Genomic DNA, 15,163 nt, shown 5'->3' with positions numbered 1-15,163 from the left:
CGATGAGGATCACCGTGGACGTCGACCGCTGCATCGGCTCCGGAATGTGCGCCCTGACGGCCGGCGAGGTCTTCGACCAGCGCGAGGACGACGGCACCTCGGTCGTACGACAACCCGCCCCTCCCGCCGAGGCCTTGGACGCGGTGCGCGAGGCGGTCGCCCTGTGCCCCGCCTCGGCGATCAGCCTGTCGGCCGAGCTGTGACGGCCGGGCCGGTCCGACACATGATCGTCCGATCGTCTCGCGGAGCCCGAGGCCCCGGGAGGGCCTGCGGCGCCAGGGCCCGCGGCCGGGCGTTCGGTGGCCGTGACCAGCGCCGACGGTCTCGCCTTAGGATGCGGGACATGAACAGCACCACGCCGCCGCACGGAGAGCCCATACCGACGACGCGGCGAACCCGCTGGCAAGAGGCGGGGCAGAGCGGGAACTTCGGCAAGCGGTTCGCCGACCTCATCTCCGCCGGCGAGGACGTCGACGGTGAGGCCCGCCTCGCCGACACGCTCCTGCCGCGCGGCGCCCGGGTGCTCGACGCCGGCGCCGGCATGGGCCGGGTCGCCGCGGCGCTGCTGCGGCGGGGGCACGACGTGGTCGCGATCGAGCCCGACCCGGCCCTGGTCCGGCAGGCCCGGGAGACCTACCCCGGGCTGGCGATCGAGGAGCGCGACATCCTCGACCTCGGCCCCGACGACGGCCCGTTCGACCTGGTCGTCTGCGTGGGCAACGTCATCGTCTTCCTCGCCGAGGACACGGAACGCAGGGCGCTGGGCGCGATGCGCGACGTGCTCGGCGAGAACGGCCGGATCCTGGTCGGCTTCCACCTCCAGGACCCGCCACCGCACGCCCGCACCTACCCGGCGGCGGAGTTCGAGGCGGACCTGACCGCCGCCGGACTGCGCGTCGACCTGCGGGCAGGCACCTACCAGCTGCACCCCGCGAACGACGCCTACGGCGTCTGGGTCCTGAGCCGCGCCCAGGCGTAACGCCACCTCCCGGGGCCCTGCCTAGCCGCCGGGACGGTGCTCCCGTCCGTCAGGCGCGGGCGGCGGCCCTGCGCAGGCGGTAGGCGGCGGCACCGGCCGCGATCACCGCGGCTCCCCACAGGACCGAGGAGGGCGGCAGGGCGAAGGCCAGGAGCACGCAGCCGACGGCGCCGACGACGGGCACGATCCGCACGGGGCCCTTCACGGGGGTGAGGGTCCAGGCGGAGGCGTTCGCGATGGCGTAGTAGGCCAGCACACCGAAGGAGGAGAAGCCGATCGCGCCGCGGACGTCCGTGGTGGCGGCCAGGACCGCGACCACCGCGCCGACCGCGAGCTCGGCGCGGTGCGGCACCTGGAAGCGCGGGTGGACGGCGGCCAGGACGTGGGGCAGGTGCCGGTCGCGGGCCATCGCCAGGGTGGTGCGCGAGACCCCGAGGATCAGCGCGAGCAGCGAGCCGAGCGCCGCGACGGCCGCCCCGGTACGCACGACCGGGGCGAGCGCGGGGACGCCGGCGGCACGCACGGCCTCGGTGAGCGGTGCGGCGGTGTGGGCGAGCCGGTCGGGCCCGAGCACGGCGAGCACGGCCACGGCGACGGCGGCGTAGACGACGAGCGTGATGGCGAGCGCGGTGGGGATCGCCCGGGGGATGGTCCGCTCCGGGTCGCGGACCTCCTCGCCGAGGGTGGCGATGCGCGCGTAGCCGGCGAACGCGAAGAACAGCAGCCCGGCTGCCTGGAGCACCCCGCCGAAGGTCGCGTCCGTACCGACGGCGAGCCGCGCGCCCTCGGCGGCGGGGCCGGTCAGGCAGGCGGTGACCACGGCGGCGAGCACCGCCAGGACGACGGCGACGATCCCCCGGGTCAGCCACGCGGACTTCCGCACACCGACGTAGTTCACCGCGGTCAGCACCACCACCGCGGCGACCGCGACCGCGTGCGCCTGTCCGGGCCACACGTAGGAGCCCACCGTGAGGGCCATCGCCGCGCAGGAGGCGGTCTTGCCGACCACGAAGCCCCAGCCCGCCAGGTAGCCCCAGAACTCGCCGAGCCGCTCACGGCCGTAGACGTAGGTGCCGCCGGACTCCGGGTAGCGGGCGGCCAGCCGGGCCGAGGAGGTGGCATTGCAGTACGCCACCACCGCGGCCAGGGCGAGGCCCGGCAGCAGACCAGACCCGGCCGCGCCGGCGGCCGGGGCGAGCGCGGCGAAGATCCCCGCGCCGATCATCGACCCGAGCCCGATCACCACGGCGTCGAACACACCCAGGTAGCGCCCCAGCTCCCCGGCCCGGGCCGCTGCCGGTGTCCCCATCGCTCGCTCCTCGACCACGGCCCACGGCCGTTCCGGACTTCGGTTCCGGCGCACGCTATAGGAGCAAGGTGTCGAGCCGGCCTCGCGGACCGGACCGAGGCGAGGGTCTGGCCACCGCCCGCGAGCCAGGACGCCTCACCGTGAGTGGGCACGAGCCCGCGGGTCGGTCCCCGCGGAGCACGTCATCCGACCTCGCGGGTGGCGGACCGGGCCGGGGCACCGAGTACCCGTCGCAGCTCCTCGACGCTCGGCGCCCCGTCCACCCGGCCGTCCGCGCTCCGGTAGAGCCGGCAGGACACGCTCGGCGGTGTTCCGGGGGCGGCGTACGGGTCGTTCCCGTCGACCAGCAGGGTGGGCGAGCCGTGCATGCCCAGGCGTTCGGCGTCCTCCTGGTCCTCGACCACGTGCCGCACCAGCCCGACGCCCGGCAGGTCGGCCAGCACCACGGCGAGCCGCTCCGCCAGCACCGACTCGTTCGGGCACCGCGGAACCGTCAGCATCTCCAGCCGCACGGCCGCCACCTCCTTCGTCCTCGTCGTCAGCACCGTTCACGCTAGACCGGATCATCGACCGGCGCGGTGGGTGCCCGGGATTGGCGAGGTGAGGGGTCAGGCGGCCGTCACGTGCCCCCACTCTCCGCATGAGCCGAAAGGTAAAGATTCTACCAAGTGCGCAAGTATGCCCGAGGCGGAGGACTATGCTTTCGAGGTTTGAAGAAGGCACCTCGTTCGGTGAGGCTTCTTCACGGACACAGGCCACTGATCCGACGACGTCGAGAGACGCCCAGGGTTAGGACAGATCCTCCCGACCTAAGGGTTGATCCGAAGTGGCTTCCGGCCGAGGCGGCCGGACACGCCGTGGAGTGCCAAAGCTCTGACGAGTTGGGGTGAGTCGGCCGCTGTTTCCGCGCGCCGGCGAACTCCTTGCCGTGTCGATCACACGCACCACGGGGTGCGTCGACCGGGAGGAGGCGAGAGACATGGATTGCAGTAGTCCGGGCCACAGTCGGCCCTTCCCGCGCCTGCCCTCGTACACCTCCGGCACGCGGTAGCCACCTTCCCCGCGCGCACACGCGCCGCTGCGTCACGCCCGCCCGACGGCTTCGCCGTGCCCTGCCGGCATCGCATCCTCGGCGCGCGATGCGCGGTCTCCACCGGTTGCGATATCGGCACGGGTGCCCTGCGCACCTACCCGCCGATCGTGACGGTCCTGGTCGTCATCACGATCGTCCGGACCGCCCCGGGCAGCTGACCCACCGCGCCGGGGGCGCCGACCGCGTGCCACCGTCCGTACCCCTCCTCCCGTGAAGGAGGTGCCGTCGTGCACACCCTGACCACCGTCGACTTCCTGGTACGGCTCGCCACCGGCGTCGCCTGCGGCGCGCTGATCGGCGTCGAACGCCAGTGGCGGGCCCGGATGGCCGGCCTGCGCACCAACGCCCTGGTCGCCGCCGGCGCCACCCTGTTCGTGCTCTACAGCGAGGCCGTCGGCGACGCCGCCAGCCCCACCCGGGTCGCCTCCTACGTCGTCTCCGGCATCGGCTTCCTCGGCGGCGGCGTCATCCTGCGCGACGGCGCCGGCGTACGCGGCCTCAACACCGCCGCCACACTCTGGTGTTCGGCCGCCGTCGGAGTCCTCGCCGCCTCCGGCAAACTGCGGTTCGCCGTCCTCGGCACACTCGCCGTCCTCGTCGTCCACCTGGTCCTGCGCCCCGCCGGCCGACTCCTCGACCGGGCCCCACAGGCCGGCAGCGACCCCGACTCCACCACCCGCGCCACCGTCCACCTGGAATGCGACCGCAAGTCCGAGACCCACATCCGGGCCCTGCTGCTCCAGGCCCTCGCCGCCTCCGGACTCGCCCCCACCGGCCTGCGCGCCCGCCGCACCGACAACGGCGACGCCACCAGCCTGCGGGCCACCGTCGCGATCGCCCGACAGATCGCCCCGGCGCTCGAACAGGTCGTCACCCGGCTGTCCTTGGAGCCCGGCGTACGCGACCTGCACTGGCACCTCGACGACGGCCGCGACGCCGCCGAGCAGCCGACAGCCGGGCACCCGACGACAGCCGCGGAGCCGGCACTCGCCTGAGTACGGCCCGCACCCGGCCGCCCGTCGAAACCGCCCCGACCACCCCGACCGAGAGGACACCGCAGTGATCACGGCCCTCGACCACGTCCAGCTCTCCGCACCACCCGGCAGCGAGGCACTGCTGCGCGCCTTCTACGGCGACGTCCTCCAGATGGCGGAGCTGCCCAAGCCCGGGCCGCTGACCGGCCGCGGCGGCTGCTGGTTCGCCGCCGACGGCGGCCGGGTCCGGCTCTACCTCGGCGTCGAGGAGCGCTTCCGCCCCAGTACCAAGGCCCACCCCGGCCTCGAGGTCTGCGAGATCGACGACTTCGCCCACCGGCTCGCCGAACTCGGCGCGCAGGTGGTCTGGGACGACAGCCTGCCGCCCCAGCGCCGCTTCTACACCACCGACCCCGTGGGCAATCTCCTGGAGTTCGTCGAAGCCTCGGCCCCCTGACCGGACGGGCCGGGCGCGTCACAGCGCGGCTTCCGCCCCGGGTTCGAGCTCGAACTCGGCGTCGTCGGCGTCGTAGTCGTACAGCTCCGCGTACCGACCCCAGTCGATGGCGGTCTCCAGCTGCCGGCGCGCGCCGACCGGGTCGAAGCCGCGCCGCAGCAGGTCGAGGAAGAGGCCCTCGCGCAGGGTGTGGTCCTCGGTGGCCGCCAGGGACTGGACGATGGCGCGCACCAGCGGGGCGCGGCGGGCGGCCAGCCGGGCGAAGAGCTGCTTGCTGGCGAGGATGTCGGCGGCCGCGAACTCCCGGCCGACGCCGGTGACCGCGATCCGGCCGGCCATGGTGGTGGCCAGGCCCAGCAGGACGGCGGCGTCCACGATCGGCAGGAGGTCGTCCACCTCGAAGTTGAGCTCGTCGGCGATCTCCGCGAGGCTCTCCTCCCCGCCCATCGCGAGCAGGATCTCCAGCAGGCCGGCGAGGCCGCCCACGCTCGCCTGCGGCAGCGGGACGGTGATCGGGGTCTCGACCGGACGGGCGGCCGGTCCGGCGCCGGCGGCCGCGCCCTCCTCCCGCCCGGTGAGGATGCCGTAGACCGTGTCGACCAGCGCCTCGAACTGCGGGGTGCGGCGGTCGCGGGGCCGGGTCAGGTCCACCGTGAGTTCGGCGCGGATCCGCCCGGGGTTGGAGGAGAGCACCAGGATCCGGTCGGCGAGCAGCACCGCCTCCTCGATGTTGTGGGTGACGATCAGGATCGCCTTGACCGGCGCCTCGTGCCCTTCCCACAGGCCCACCAGCTCGGAGCGCAGGTTCTCGGCGGTCAGCACGTCCAGCGCGGAGAACGGTTCGTCCATGAACAGCGCGTCCGGCTCGACCACCAGGGCCCGGGCGAACCCGACCCGCTGCCGCATGCCTCCGGACAGCTCCTTGGGGTAGGCGCCCTCGAAGCCGTCCAGGCCGATCAGGTCGATCGCGTCCAGCGCCCGCCGGCGCCGCTCCTCCTCCCCCACCCCGCGGGCCCGCAGGCTGACTTCGACGTTCTGCTGGACCGTCAGCCACGGCAGCAGCGCGAACGACTGGAAGACCATCGCCACCCCGGGGTTGGCGGCGGTGAGCGGATCGCCCCGGTAGGAGACGGTGCCGGACGACGGGGCGATCAGGCCGGCCAGGCAGCGCAGCAGGGTGGACTTGCCGGAGCCGGACTTGCCGAGCAGGGCGACGATCTCGCCCTCGACCAGGCGCAGGCCGATGTCCTCCAGCACCGGCAGGGCCCGCCCGTCGGGGGTGGTGAAGGTCTTGGTCACGCCGACCGCCTCGACGATCGGGGTGTGGACGGTGCTGGTGGTCATCGCGCTCCCTCGGTCCTCGGCCTCTCGGTCCCTCTGTCTCGCCGTCCCGCTGTCTCGCCGTCCCGCTGTCTCCCCGTCCCTCGGTCTCTCGGTCCCTCGGCCCCTCGGTCAGAGTGCGTAGCGGGTGTCGGCGATCCGGTAGAGCCTGCGCCACAGCAGGCGGTTGAGGGCGACGACGTAGATGCTCATGACGCTGATCCCGACCAGGATCCTCGGGAAGTCGCCGGTGGCGGTGGCGGCGGTGATGTAGGCGCCGAGCCCGGTCGCGGTCAGGTGGTGGGATCCGTAGTCGACGACCTCGGCGACGATCGAGGCGTTCCACGCGCCGCCCGCCGCGGTGATCCCGCCGGTGACGTAGTACGGGAAGACCGCCGGCAGGATGAACGCGCGCCAGCGCAGCGTCCCGCTCACCCCGAAGCCGGTCATCGCCTCGCGCAGGTCGGAGGGGATCGCGTAGGCGCCGGCGATGACGTTGAACAGGATGTACCACTGCGCGCCCAGGGCCATCAGCAGCACCGCGCCGACGTTCAGCGAGATGCCCAGCGCCACGAAGAGCACCGTGGCGAAGGGGAAGAGGAAGTTCGCGGGGAAGCTCGCCAGTACCTGCACCACCGGCTGGGCGAAGCGGGTGACCTTGGGGTTCATGCCGATCCACACACCGATCGGCACCCACACCACGGTCGCCGCGACGAGCAGGACCACGACCCGGCCGAAGGTGACCGCGCCCAGCCACAGGGCGTGGACGAACTCGCCCAGCCCGACCGTGGCGTCGACGTAGTCCAGGGCCCGCCAGGTGCCGAGCAGCACCACGGCCGTCACCGCGCCCGCGAAGAACACGTCCCCGGTCCGCTCGCGCGCCGCTGGAGGGGCCAGCGGGTGCTCGGCCAGGCCGAAGGCCCGGGTGCCGCGGTCGAGCGCCGTGCCGACCGGCCGCAGCGGCCGTCCGAGCAGCTCCGGCACGCTGGAGCGGCGCAGGAGGTCCAGCACGGCGCTGCGGGGCCGCTCGGCGGCCTCCGATTCCTCCACCCGGAACCGCTCCGACCAGGCCACCACCGGCCGCCAGAACAACACGTTCACCCCGACCACCATCACGACCATCACCGCGATCGCGACGCCCACCTTCCCCAGGTCCCCCTCCTGGATCGCGGCGGCGGCGTAGGACCCGATGCCCGGCAGGGCGTACTGGTGCCCCAGGACCCTGATCGACTCGGACGCGGCGAGGAAGAACCACGCCCCGCCGAAGCTCATCATCCCGTTCCACACCAGCGGGATCATCCCGCCCGGCACGTCCAGCTGCCAGAACCGCTGCCACTTGGTCAGCCGCATCACCCGGGACGCCTCGTCCAGTTCCCCGGGCTGGCTGGTCAGCGAGGCGTAGAAGGCGAACGTCATGTTCCACGCCATCGACGTGAAGATCGCGAAGATCGACGCGCACTCCAGCCCCAGCGTGGAACCGGGAAAGAGGTTGATGAACGCGGTCACGGTCACCGACAGGAACCCCAGCACGGGCACCGACTGGAGGACGTCCAGCACCGGCAGCAGCACCTTCTCCGCCCGCCGCATCCGCGCCGCGGCCGTGGCGTAGACGAAGGTGAACAGCACGGAGACGACGAGCCCCACGAACATCCGCAGCAGGGACCGCACCGCGTAGTACGGCAGGTCCGACGGGTCGGTCGACACCGTGGACGGCGCCTGCTCCGGCAGGAACGGCGCGTCCAGCGACGGGGCCAGCCGCAGCAGGCCGTACAGCAGCCCCACCAGCGCCGCCGTCACCAGCACGTCCACCCAGCGCAGTGCCGGGCGCCGCCACACGCCGCGGGAAGGGAACCCGCCCTCGCCCGACATCCGCACCACCCTCCGAAGCCCCTGGTCACCGCCGTCCGCGCCACTGAACCACGCCCGGCCCGCCGGACCGCCCATCCCCGGGCACGCGACGGGACCGCTCACCGGCACGGACCAATGCCCCGGGCCCTGTGGTGTCTCAGGCCGCGAGGCCGACGTCGAGGACCTGGGCGGCACCGGCGGGGCGATAATTCCGGCTGGTCTCCGCGACCCGCCTGTTAGGCTCCACGGGTGTTCATCGTGATGTTCATCTGACGGTCCTGGGTCCCTCCCGCCCAGGTTCTGATCCGTCGAGGGTGCGGTTCCCCATGCCCTCCGGACTTCGATCACCGTCAGACGTCGGCGGCCGCGCACACGACTCCGGCCGCGCATCATCGGAGCCTCCTCATGCTCGCAGTGCTTCTTCTTCCCGGCGCGCTTCGCGCCTTCCTCCCCGCCCTGGTCGCCCGGTCCGCCCTGGCGATGGGCGGCCTGGCCCTCCTCCTCGCCGTCCAGGACAGTACGGGTTCGTACTCCCAGGCCGGCTTCGCGACAGCGACGTTCGGGATCGCCAACGTCGTCGCCGCCCCTTGGCGCGCCCGGGCCGTCGACCGGCTCGGGCAGCGGATCGCGCTCACCGCCATGGCGGCAGGCCAGGCCTCGGGGTTCGTCGCCCTCGCGCTCATCGCGGGAACCGAAGGCGTCCCGGATGCCTGGTTCCTCGTCCTCGGCGCGGTGGTCGGCCTGACCGCGCCGCCCCTGGGAGCCGCGATGCGGATGATCTGGGCGTCGCTCACGACCGCCGGTGACCAGCGGACGAAGGCGTTCAGCATCGACGCGGTCTGCGAGGAGCTCCTCTTCGTCGGCGGTCCCGTCGTCATCACCGCGGTCATCGTGGCCACGTCTCCCGCCACCGGACTCTGGGTGACCGCCGCCACGGTCTTCCTCGGCACCGCGGCGATGACGTCCAGCGCGTCGTCGGGGGCGCTGCGCGGAACGGGAGGGGGTGTCGCTCGGGGTGACCGCCCGCTCCAGCAGCCGGGATTCGCACGGGTGTTGACCGTCCTCGTGGGCGTCGGCGGCGTGCTCGGCGTCGCGGAGATCGCGGCGCCGGCCGTCGCCGCGCAGCGTGACGCCGTCGCGGCCTCGGGCTGGCTCCTGGCGGCCTTCGCCGGCGGAAGCGCCCTCGGCGGGTTCCTCTACGGGCAGCTGAAGCTCACGTCGGGAATCGGCACGAGGCTGTTCACCCTGTGCACCGGCATGGGGCTCGCCGCGGTGCTCGTGTCCCAGCTGCACCCGCTCGGTCTCTTCGCCGCGGGCCTCGCCCTCGTCGGCCTCTTCCTCGCCCCCTCCCTCATCACCGGGTACCTCATCGCCGACACCGTCGTCCCGGAGTCCGGCCGGACGGAGGCGTCGACCTGGATCAACACCTCCGTGAACCTCGGCGCCTCGCTGGCGTCCGCCGCGGCCGGAGTCGTCATCGACGAGTCCGGCGGCTGGTTCGCCCTCCTGCTCGTGGGAGCGATCGCTCTCGCTCTCGCCACGGCCGCGCCGTTCGCACGACTGCGCGAGATGGAGCGGCCCGCGGCCCCGGCTCCCGATCGTTGCGAGAACGGCTGACGATCCCGTTGGCGTCACCGACGCCGACACCGGGTCCGGACCGGCCACGACGAGCGACGAGGCCGCAGCCCGGGAGCTGCGGCCTCGTCACGGTGAGGAGCGTTTCAGTGCCGAACGCCGCCGTGGCACAGCCGGGCGGTGTGGACGGTGTCGGCCGTGAGGTAGAAGGCGTCAGGACGTCCGAGGATGCCCGCGGACGTGTCGCTGTCCAGGAGCTGCTCCAGCGTTGCGCGGTCCTCCGGATCCAGCCGGTCACCGATCCGGTCGCGCAGCCGGGTCAGACGCAGGTGCAGGTACTCCCGCGCCGACATCCCGAGGGGGGACGTGAGATCGGTGAAGAAGCTGCGCGTCCCGCTGGGGACGAGCCCGGCACGGGCGAGCATGGCCGGCCAGTCCTCCACCGTCGCGGCCGCGCCCGGCAGTTGGTCGCGCATCGCGCCGAAGGCGTCCTCGGCGGCCGCGTCCAGGCGGGCCTGCAAGCCCGGACGCCCCGTGCCGATGTCGCGGGGCAGGAAACGCGGGGGAAGCCCGCTCTCGGCGACGGCGAGGAGCCCGCCCGGCCGCAGGCAGGCGACCAGGGAGCGCAGTGCCGCCTGCTGGTCCCCCACCTGCTGGACACCGTGACGGCTCCAGATCAGGTCGGCGGCACCCAGCGCGTCGAACTCGCCGCCGACGTCCGTCAGTTGAGTGACGACGCGGTCCGCCACCCCCTGAGCCGCCGCACGCGAACGGACCTGCTCCAGGAGGCCGGGCGACCGGTCGACGGCTACGACCTCGGCGTCCGGGAAGGTCTGCGCCAACAGGCAGGTCACCACGCCAGGCCCGCTGCCGACGTCCAGCACCCGGTGGACGGGGGCGTGTCCGCCGCCGCCGATCCGCAGCAGACCCCGCAACCACTCCACGGCCCGCAGGAGAGCGGGGGCGTGCACGCCGGCTTCGCGTTCCCGGAGCGCGCCGGAGGCGTCCCACCCGAGGTCCTGGTCGTGCTGCGGGTTCATGAGTCCATGCCTTCCTTCGTAGGTCGGTCCGGGTCCGCGCTCAGCGGAGGAAGGGGGCGAGCTGGCGCTCCAGGACCGGCTTCGGCGCGGCACCCGTCCACGCCATGGCGGCGGCGCCGTCGGTGTAGACCACGAAGGCGGGGATCGACGTGACCCCGTGCCGCTCCGCCAGTCCGGCCTCCTCATCGACGTTGATCTTGACGACGTCCAGGACGCCCGCGTGCTCGGCGGCCAACGCCTCGACGATGGGAGTGACCCTGATGCACGGCCCGCACCACGCGGCCCAGAACTGGACCAGGACGGGGCGCTCCGCCTTCAACACGCGGGCGGGGAAGGTCTGTTCGGTGACACTCTCCACGAAGCGGGTGGACTTTGCGGCCATGGCGGGGCTCTCCTCTTCCGGTGCGTTCGCGCACGAGCGCCGCTCCCGGCGGGACCGGACCGGGACCGGGGCGGCGCTCGAACCTCAGCTCCGAGGGTGCGCCCGCAATCGCAGAGACGGCAATCAGACTTGCCGTTTTCGCAAATATGCTTCCTGACTCAGGGAAGGTGCGGGGGCCGTGGCACGCTCGGTCTACGCCGCGCCCGGGTCGTGGAGCGACGCGTCGGCGGGCCCCTGACGGAAGCCGGTGAACCGTACCTGCAGGCCCTCGCGCTGCGGGGAGCAGCAGAAGGGGCCGGCTGATGCCACCGCCTCCGGTGCCAGCGGGGCGAGCCGGACCATGCGCCACGGGTCGTCGTCGCGGCGGGCCCGGATGGTCAGGGCATCGCCGACGCGGCTGGCCCGGACGGTGATGCGGCGCCCGTTCCAGTCCGGCACGGGGGCCAGGGACCAGTCGGACTGCCCGCGGGTGACGACGGCGCCCAGGTGCGGGACGCCGTCCGTCATCTCCACGCCGGCCTTGATCCACGTCCGCTCGTCCACCCGGACCATGAGTCCGGCCTGGTCGTAGAGGGCGTCGAAGTCGGCGACGAAGGTCACTTCGACGGCGCTGGCGTCCGGCAAGGGGGTCAGCAGCGCGTGCCCGTCGTCCCGGACGAAGCCGTAACTGGTGGTGCGCCAGAAGTCGCTGCGGTCCCGGGTGGTGACCAGCAGCCCGGAGCCGTCGTGGACGGCGTCCAGCGGAGGGTTGAGCCAGGTCGCGTCGTCCCAGCCGATGGTGTGCTGATCGCTCATGTCTCTGCTTCCGTTGTGCGGGTGGGGCGCTCGGTCGGTGTTCGTCCGCCCCGGACTCCTCCGCGCCCGTCGACGCGAGGGGAACCCGTCGCGCGGCGGGCGTCTACGGGTGGTGGAGGGCGTCGGCGTGGCGTCCCGTCAGCTGGCCCCCGGGGGCCAGGAGGATGCCGGCCCCACCGCGCCCGTGCCGGACACCGGCCGCCCCCGGCCAGGGTACTGGCCAGGGTTCGACACTGGCTCGACGGGCCCGTGGTCCCGGGATCGTGGTCGGTGGACGCCGCACGGCTTCCATGGCCGCGAAGGAGCTGACGGGGGTGGGGCCTGTTGGCAGGGGCTTCCGGCGTCGGCACGACCGCCCTGGGGCCCGCACGCCGACCAGCGCCGGACGCCTTGCCGGCCTGCCGGAACCACGGGTGGACGGGCTCCGCGGCGACGACGCCCGGACGTTGCTCGACTCGATGCCGCCCGGTCCGGTGCACCTCCGCGTGCGGGACGCGATCGTCGTCGAAGCACGCGTCAACCCGCCGGCGCTGCGGGAGCTGCCGCGCGGTGGGAACGAAATCAGGAAGGGGCAAGGGGACATGACCGGGTTCCAGCGATGGGGCGTCACCACGGCGATGGTGGGCCGCGAGGACGAGCAGGCGGAGCTCGCGGCGTTCGTGACGGCCGCGACGGGCCAGGCGCTGGTCCTGCGGGGGGAGACGGGGGTCGGCAAGAGTTCGTTGTTGAGCCACGCCGCCGCGCTGGCGGAGCGGGAGAGCCAGGTCGTCATCCGGGCCGCCGGTGTCGAGGCGGAGTCCGAGCTGCCCTATGCCGGGCTGCACCAGGTCCTCCATCCGCTGCTCACCGACGTCGCGCGGCTGGACGACGGGACCCGGGCGGTGTTCGACGCCGTGTTCAGCGGAGTGCGGGGCGATCCGCCGTCGGTCATGGCGCTCGGCATCGCCGTGCTCAGCCTGCTGTCGCTCTCCGCCGCGCAGCGGCCGCTGCTGCTGGTCCTCGACGACGCGCAGTGGCTGGACGACTCCAGCGCCGACGTCTGCGGCTTCGTGGGCCGACGCCTGGCCGGCGGCCCGGCGAAGATGCTGGTCGCGGTCTGCAGCGACATCACGTCCCGCTTCGACACCGCCGCACTGCCCGAACTGCCGGTCACCGCCCTCACCGACGAGGACGCGGCCCGCCTGCTGGACCACCGGTACCCGGAGCTGAGCCGACAGGTCCGTCGAATCGTCCTGGAGCGGGCCCGGGGCAACCCGCTGGCCCTGCTGGAGCTGCCCGCCCACTTCGCCGGCCGGTCGAGCGATCTCCCGGTCGAAGACCTGGTCGGCCAGCACGGCGTGCCGTTGCCCCGACGGCTGCAACGACTGTTCGGCACCCGCATCGCCGCCCTCGACGAGCGGGTGCGGACCGAGCTGCTGATGGGCGCGCTCGACGGCGCCGGGGCCCCGAGCGGCACCGACACCGTCCCCGGCACCCGTTACGGCATGCGTGACGCCGACACGGCGGTGGCCGCGGGGCTGCTGGACATCGAGGTGGTCACCGGCGATCTCGTCTTCCGGCACCCGCTCGTACGGTCCGCCGTCGTGCGGATGGCCACTCCCAACCAGCGCCGCGCCGCCCACCTGGCGCTGGCACAGGTTCACCGGGAGAACCTCGAACGCCGGGCGACGCACCTGGCGGCGGCAACGGTCGATCCGGACGAGGACGTCGCCGACATCCTGGAGGCGGCGGCCGAGTCGGCGACCCGGCGCGGCGGCGCGCTGGCGGCCGTGGCCTGGCTGACCCGGGCCGCCGAGCTCAGCGAGACCCACACCGGCCGGTCCCGGCGCCTGGCCGACGCGGCCTTCGTCGCCGCTCACGCCGCCCGCCTCGGCCAGGCGCACCGGCTGGTCCAGGCGGACCTCACGCCCGGCTCGACGGGGTCGCCGGCCTCGGTGCTGGCGGCCGCCTACCGGGCGCTCCACCAGGACGGGGACGTCCGCTCCACGCACCGCCAGGTCTCGGCCGCGATCGAGAAGCTCCGGGACGGCGGGTCGGCCGTCGCGTCGACTGCCGGCGAAGCCGAACCTGACGAGGTCCTCACCCGGCTGGTGGTCCTGCTCCTGACGATCAGCCAGTACAGCGGGGACCGCGCGGCCTGGGAGAGCACGCACGAACTCCTCGCCTCCCTGGGCAGCCTCCTCACCCGGCGCTCGCGTCTCTACAGCGGCACCTGGAGCGACGTGACCAGGCACGGAGCCGGCTTCGCCGGGCCGGTGCGACAGGCCGCCGCGACCCTGCCGGATCTGGAACCCTGGGACGTCACGCAGTTCGGCGCGGCCGCGTACCACCTCGACCTCCTGAGCCACTACCGCCCCCACCTGCAGCGTGTCGTCGACCGCGAGCTGGAGACCGGGGCCGTGGCAACCGGCATGGTCATGCTGCACCAGATCATGCTCGACCAGTTGACGGTCGGAGAATGGGCCGAGGCCGAGGACACCGGACAACGCGGCCTGGACCTGGCGACCGAGCACGGCCACCAGCTGTTCGCCGCCCAGAGCCGCGCCTACCTGGCCCAGCTCGCGGCGCTGCGCGGACAGGTCGGGCGGGCCCGGGACCTGCAGGCCGAGGTGGACGCCTGGGCCCGCCCGCGCGGACTGGGATTCCTGACCCAGGTCGCCGACGCCGCCGGCGCGACCGCCGCGCTGAGCTCCGGCGACTACGAGACCGCGTACCTCTACGCCATCGGCATCACCCAGCCGGGCAGGTTCCGGCCCTACGCCTACCAGGCCTCGCGCACCCTGCTCGATCTCGTCGAGGCCGCCCGGCACACCGGACGCGTCGACCAGGCCCGGGCGCACGCCCTCGCCGCCCGCGACGCCGGTCTGCCGGAGGTGTCGCCCCGCCTGGCGCTGATCACCTACGGCGCGCTGGCGATGACCGCCGAGGACGAGCGGGAGGCCGCCGAGATGTTCACGCGGGCCGAATCCCAGCCGGAGGCCACCCGCTTCCCGTTCGAGCTGGCCCGGATCCGGCTGGCGCACGGCATCCGGGTGCGCCACGTCCAGGGCCCGGCCCCGGCGCGGCAGTACCTGGTCCCGGCGGCCGAGGTGTTCGAGCGGCTGGGCGCGGCCGGCTGGACCGAACGGGCCCGGGCCGAACTGCGCGCCACCGGGGCCCCGCCCCGCGTCCCGACGCTGACCGCGGCCCCGCTGACCTGGCAGGAACGCCGCATCGCCGACCTGGCCGCCGGCGGCCTGACGAACAAGGAGATCGGCGCGCGGATGCACCTGTCGCCGCGTACCGTCAGCTCGCACCTGTACCGCGTCTTCCCCAAGCTGGGCATCACGGCGCGGGCGGCACTGCGCGACGCGTTGAGCCGGACCGACGCGGCGCAGGTCTGATGCCCGCG

Annotated in this window: 14 protein-coding genes and 1 riboswitch; of the genes, 7 read left to right on the top strand and 7 right to left on the bottom strand. The window is 73.6% G+C overall.

Annotation, left to right across the window (positions count from 1 at the left end; all coding sequences use genetic code 11):
- The first annotated feature begins 2 nt into the window (after positions 1–2).
- Positions 3–203 (top strand): ferredoxin, encoded by a 201-nt coding sequence (locus tag ACFVU7_RS23515; protein ID WP_388046928.1) that lies wholly within the window; start codon positions 3–5, stop codon positions 201–203.
- Between the two features lie 140 nt (positions 204–343).
- Positions 344–979 carry a class I SAM-dependent methyltransferase gene (locus ACFVU7_RS23510; protein ID WP_388046926.1) on the top strand — a complete coding sequence of 212 codons (636 nt, stop codon included), beginning with the start codon at positions 344–346 and terminating at the stop codon, positions 977–979.
- 49 nt (positions 980–1,028) lie between these two features.
- On the opposite strand, the gene ACFVU7_RS23505 is transcribed toward ACFVU7_RS23510, so the two are convergent.
- Positions 1,029–2,288: an APC family permease gene (locus ACFVU7_RS23505; RefSeq protein WP_388046925.1), complete on the bottom strand. Its 1,260-nt coding sequence runs from the start codon at positions 2,286–2,288 to the stop codon at positions 1,029–1,031.
- Positions 2,289–2,470: 182 nt separating this feature from the next.
- Entirely contained in the window at positions 2,471–2,833 is a 363-nt protein-coding gene (locus ACFVU7_RS23500) for an alkylmercury lyase (RefSeq protein ID WP_388046923.1), read from the bottom strand.
- A 171-nt stretch (positions 2,834–3,004) separates the two neighbouring features.
- Positions 3,005–3,181: riboswitch (M-box (ykoK) riboswitch) on the top strand.
- 214 nt (positions 3,182–3,395) lie between these two features.
- Here ACFVU7_RS23500 and ACFVU7_RS23495 point away from each other — a divergent pair.
- The 3 genes from ACFVU7_RS23495 (at position 3,396) to ACFVU7_RS23485 (ending at position 4,812) form a co-directional block, all read left to right on the top strand.
- Complete coding sequence (locus ACFVU7_RS23495; RefSeq protein ID WP_388046921.1) at positions 3,396–3,539, top strand: hypothetical protein; 144 nt, start codon at positions 3,396–3,398, stop codon at positions 3,537–3,539.
- Between the two features lie 69 nt (positions 3,540–3,608).
- A complete protein-coding gene (locus tag ACFVU7_RS23490; RefSeq protein ID WP_375875150.1) occupies positions 3,609–4,376 on the top strand; it encodes an MgtC/SapB family protein in 768 nt (255 codons plus the stop codon).
- Between the two features lie 64 nt (positions 4,377–4,440).
- Positions 4,441–4,812, top strand: coding sequence for a VOC family protein (locus tag ACFVU7_RS23485; RefSeq protein ID WP_388046919.1), 372 nt, complete (start codon positions 4,441–4,443; stop codon positions 4,810–4,812).
- A gap of 18 nt (positions 4,813–4,830) precedes the next feature.
- Here the strand turns inward: ACFVU7_RS23485 and ACFVU7_RS23480 are convergent, their stop codons facing one another.
- Together ACFVU7_RS23480 and ACFVU7_RS23475 are read right to left on the bottom strand one after the other, a co-directional pair.
- Positions 4,831–6,156, bottom strand: coding sequence for a nitrate/sulfonate/bicarbonate ABC transporter ATP-binding protein (locus tag ACFVU7_RS23480; RefSeq protein WP_388046917.1), 1,326 nt, complete (start codon positions 6,154–6,156; stop codon positions 4,831–4,833).
- 108 nt (positions 6,157–6,264) lie between these two features.
- Positions 6,265–8,001, bottom strand: coding sequence for an ABC transporter permease (locus tag ACFVU7_RS23475; RefSeq protein WP_388046915.1), 1,737 nt, complete (start codon positions 7,999–8,001; stop codon positions 6,265–6,267).
- Between the two features lie 384 nt (positions 8,002–8,385).
- Between ACFVU7_RS23475 and ACFVU7_RS23470 the strand changes: the two genes are divergently transcribed.
- On the top strand, positions 8,386–9,597 hold the full coding sequence (locus tag ACFVU7_RS23470) for an MFS transporter (protein ID WP_388046913.1): 1,212 nt from the start codon (positions 8,386–8,388) through the stop codon (positions 9,595–9,597).
- A 104-nt stretch (positions 9,598–9,701) separates the two neighbouring features.
- Here ACFVU7_RS23470 and ACFVU7_RS23465 read toward each other — a convergent pair whose 3' ends face one another.
- The 3 genes from ACFVU7_RS23465 to ACFVU7_RS23455 all read right to left on the bottom strand — a co-directional run bounded on the left by ACFVU7_RS23465 (position 9,702) and on the right by ACFVU7_RS23455 (position 11,772).
- Positions 9,702–10,595, bottom strand: coding sequence for a class I SAM-dependent methyltransferase (locus ACFVU7_RS23465; protein ID WP_388046912.1), 894 nt, complete (start codon positions 10,593–10,595; stop codon positions 9,702–9,704).
- 40 nt (positions 10,596–10,635) lie between these two features.
- Positions 10,636–10,977 (bottom strand): thioredoxin family protein, encoded by a 342-nt coding sequence (locus ACFVU7_RS23460; RefSeq protein WP_388046910.1) that lies wholly within the window; start codon positions 10,975–10,977, stop codon positions 10,636–10,638.
- 192 nt (positions 10,978–11,169) lie between these two features.
- The gene (locus ACFVU7_RS23455) at positions 11,170–11,772 is read right to left on the bottom strand and encodes a DUF1349 domain-containing protein (protein ID WP_388046909.1); all 603 of its coding nucleotides are present in this window, start codon (positions 11,770–11,772) and stop codon (positions 11,170–11,172) included.
- 617 nt (positions 11,773–12,389) lie between these two features.
- Between ACFVU7_RS23455 and ACFVU7_RS23450 the strand changes: the two genes are divergently transcribed.
- A complete protein-coding gene (locus tag ACFVU7_RS23450) occupies positions 12,390–15,155 on the top strand; it encodes an AAA family ATPase (RefSeq protein WP_388046956.1) in 2,766 nt (921 codons plus the stop codon).
- Positions 15,156–15,163: the final 8 nt, after the last annotated feature.

The sequence above is a fragment of the Kitasatospora sp. NPDC058046 genome (genome assembly GCF_042885595.1).
Lineage (GTDB): Bacteria > Actinomycetota > Actinomycetes > Streptomycetales > Streptomycetaceae > Kitasatospora.
Note: the sequence above shows the minus strand (reverse complement) of the source record. Positions and strands in the feature narration are given on the sequence as shown.

Bases quoted from the DNA above. Each gene is read 5' to 3' on its own strand.
- ACFVU7_RS23515 (WP_388046928.1), top strand. From the start codon at position 3: ATGAGGATCACCGTGGACGTCGACCGCTGCATCGGCTCCGGAATGTGC.
- ACFVU7_RS23510 (WP_388046926.1), top strand. From the start codon at position 344: ATGAACAGCACCACGCCGCCGCACGGAGAGCCCATACCGACGACGCGG.
- ACFVU7_RS23505 (WP_388046925.1), bottom strand. From the start codon at position 2,288: ATGGGGACACCGGCAGCGGCCCGGGCCGGGGAGCTGGGGCGCTACCTG.
- ACFVU7_RS23480 (WP_388046917.1), bottom strand. From the start codon at position 6,156: ATGACCACCAGCACCGTCCACACCCCGATCGTCGAGGCGGTCGGCGTG.
- ACFVU7_RS23475 (WP_388046915.1), bottom strand. From the start codon at position 8,001: ATGTCGGGCGAGGGCGGGTTCCCTTCCCGCGGCGTGTGGCGGCGCCCG.
- ACFVU7_RS23470 (WP_388046913.1), top strand. From the start codon at position 8,386: ATGCTCGCAGTGCTTCTTCTTCCCGGCGCGCTTCGCGCCTTCCTCCCC.
- ACFVU7_RS23465 (WP_388046912.1), bottom strand. From the start codon at position 10,595: ATGAACCCGCAGCACGACCAGGACCTCGGGTGGGACGCCTCCGGCGCG.
- ACFVU7_RS23460 (WP_388046910.1), bottom strand. From the start codon at position 10,977: ATGGCCGCAAAGTCCACCCGCTTCGTGGAGAGTGTCACCGAACAGACC.
- ACFVU7_RS23455 (WP_388046909.1), bottom strand. From the start codon at position 11,772: ATGAGCGATCAGCACACCATCGGCTGGGACGACGCGACCTGGCTCAAC.
- ACFVU7_RS23450 (WP_388046956.1), top strand. From the start codon at position 12,390: ATGGTGGGCCGCGAGGACGAGCAGGCGGAGCTCGCGGCGTTCGTGACG.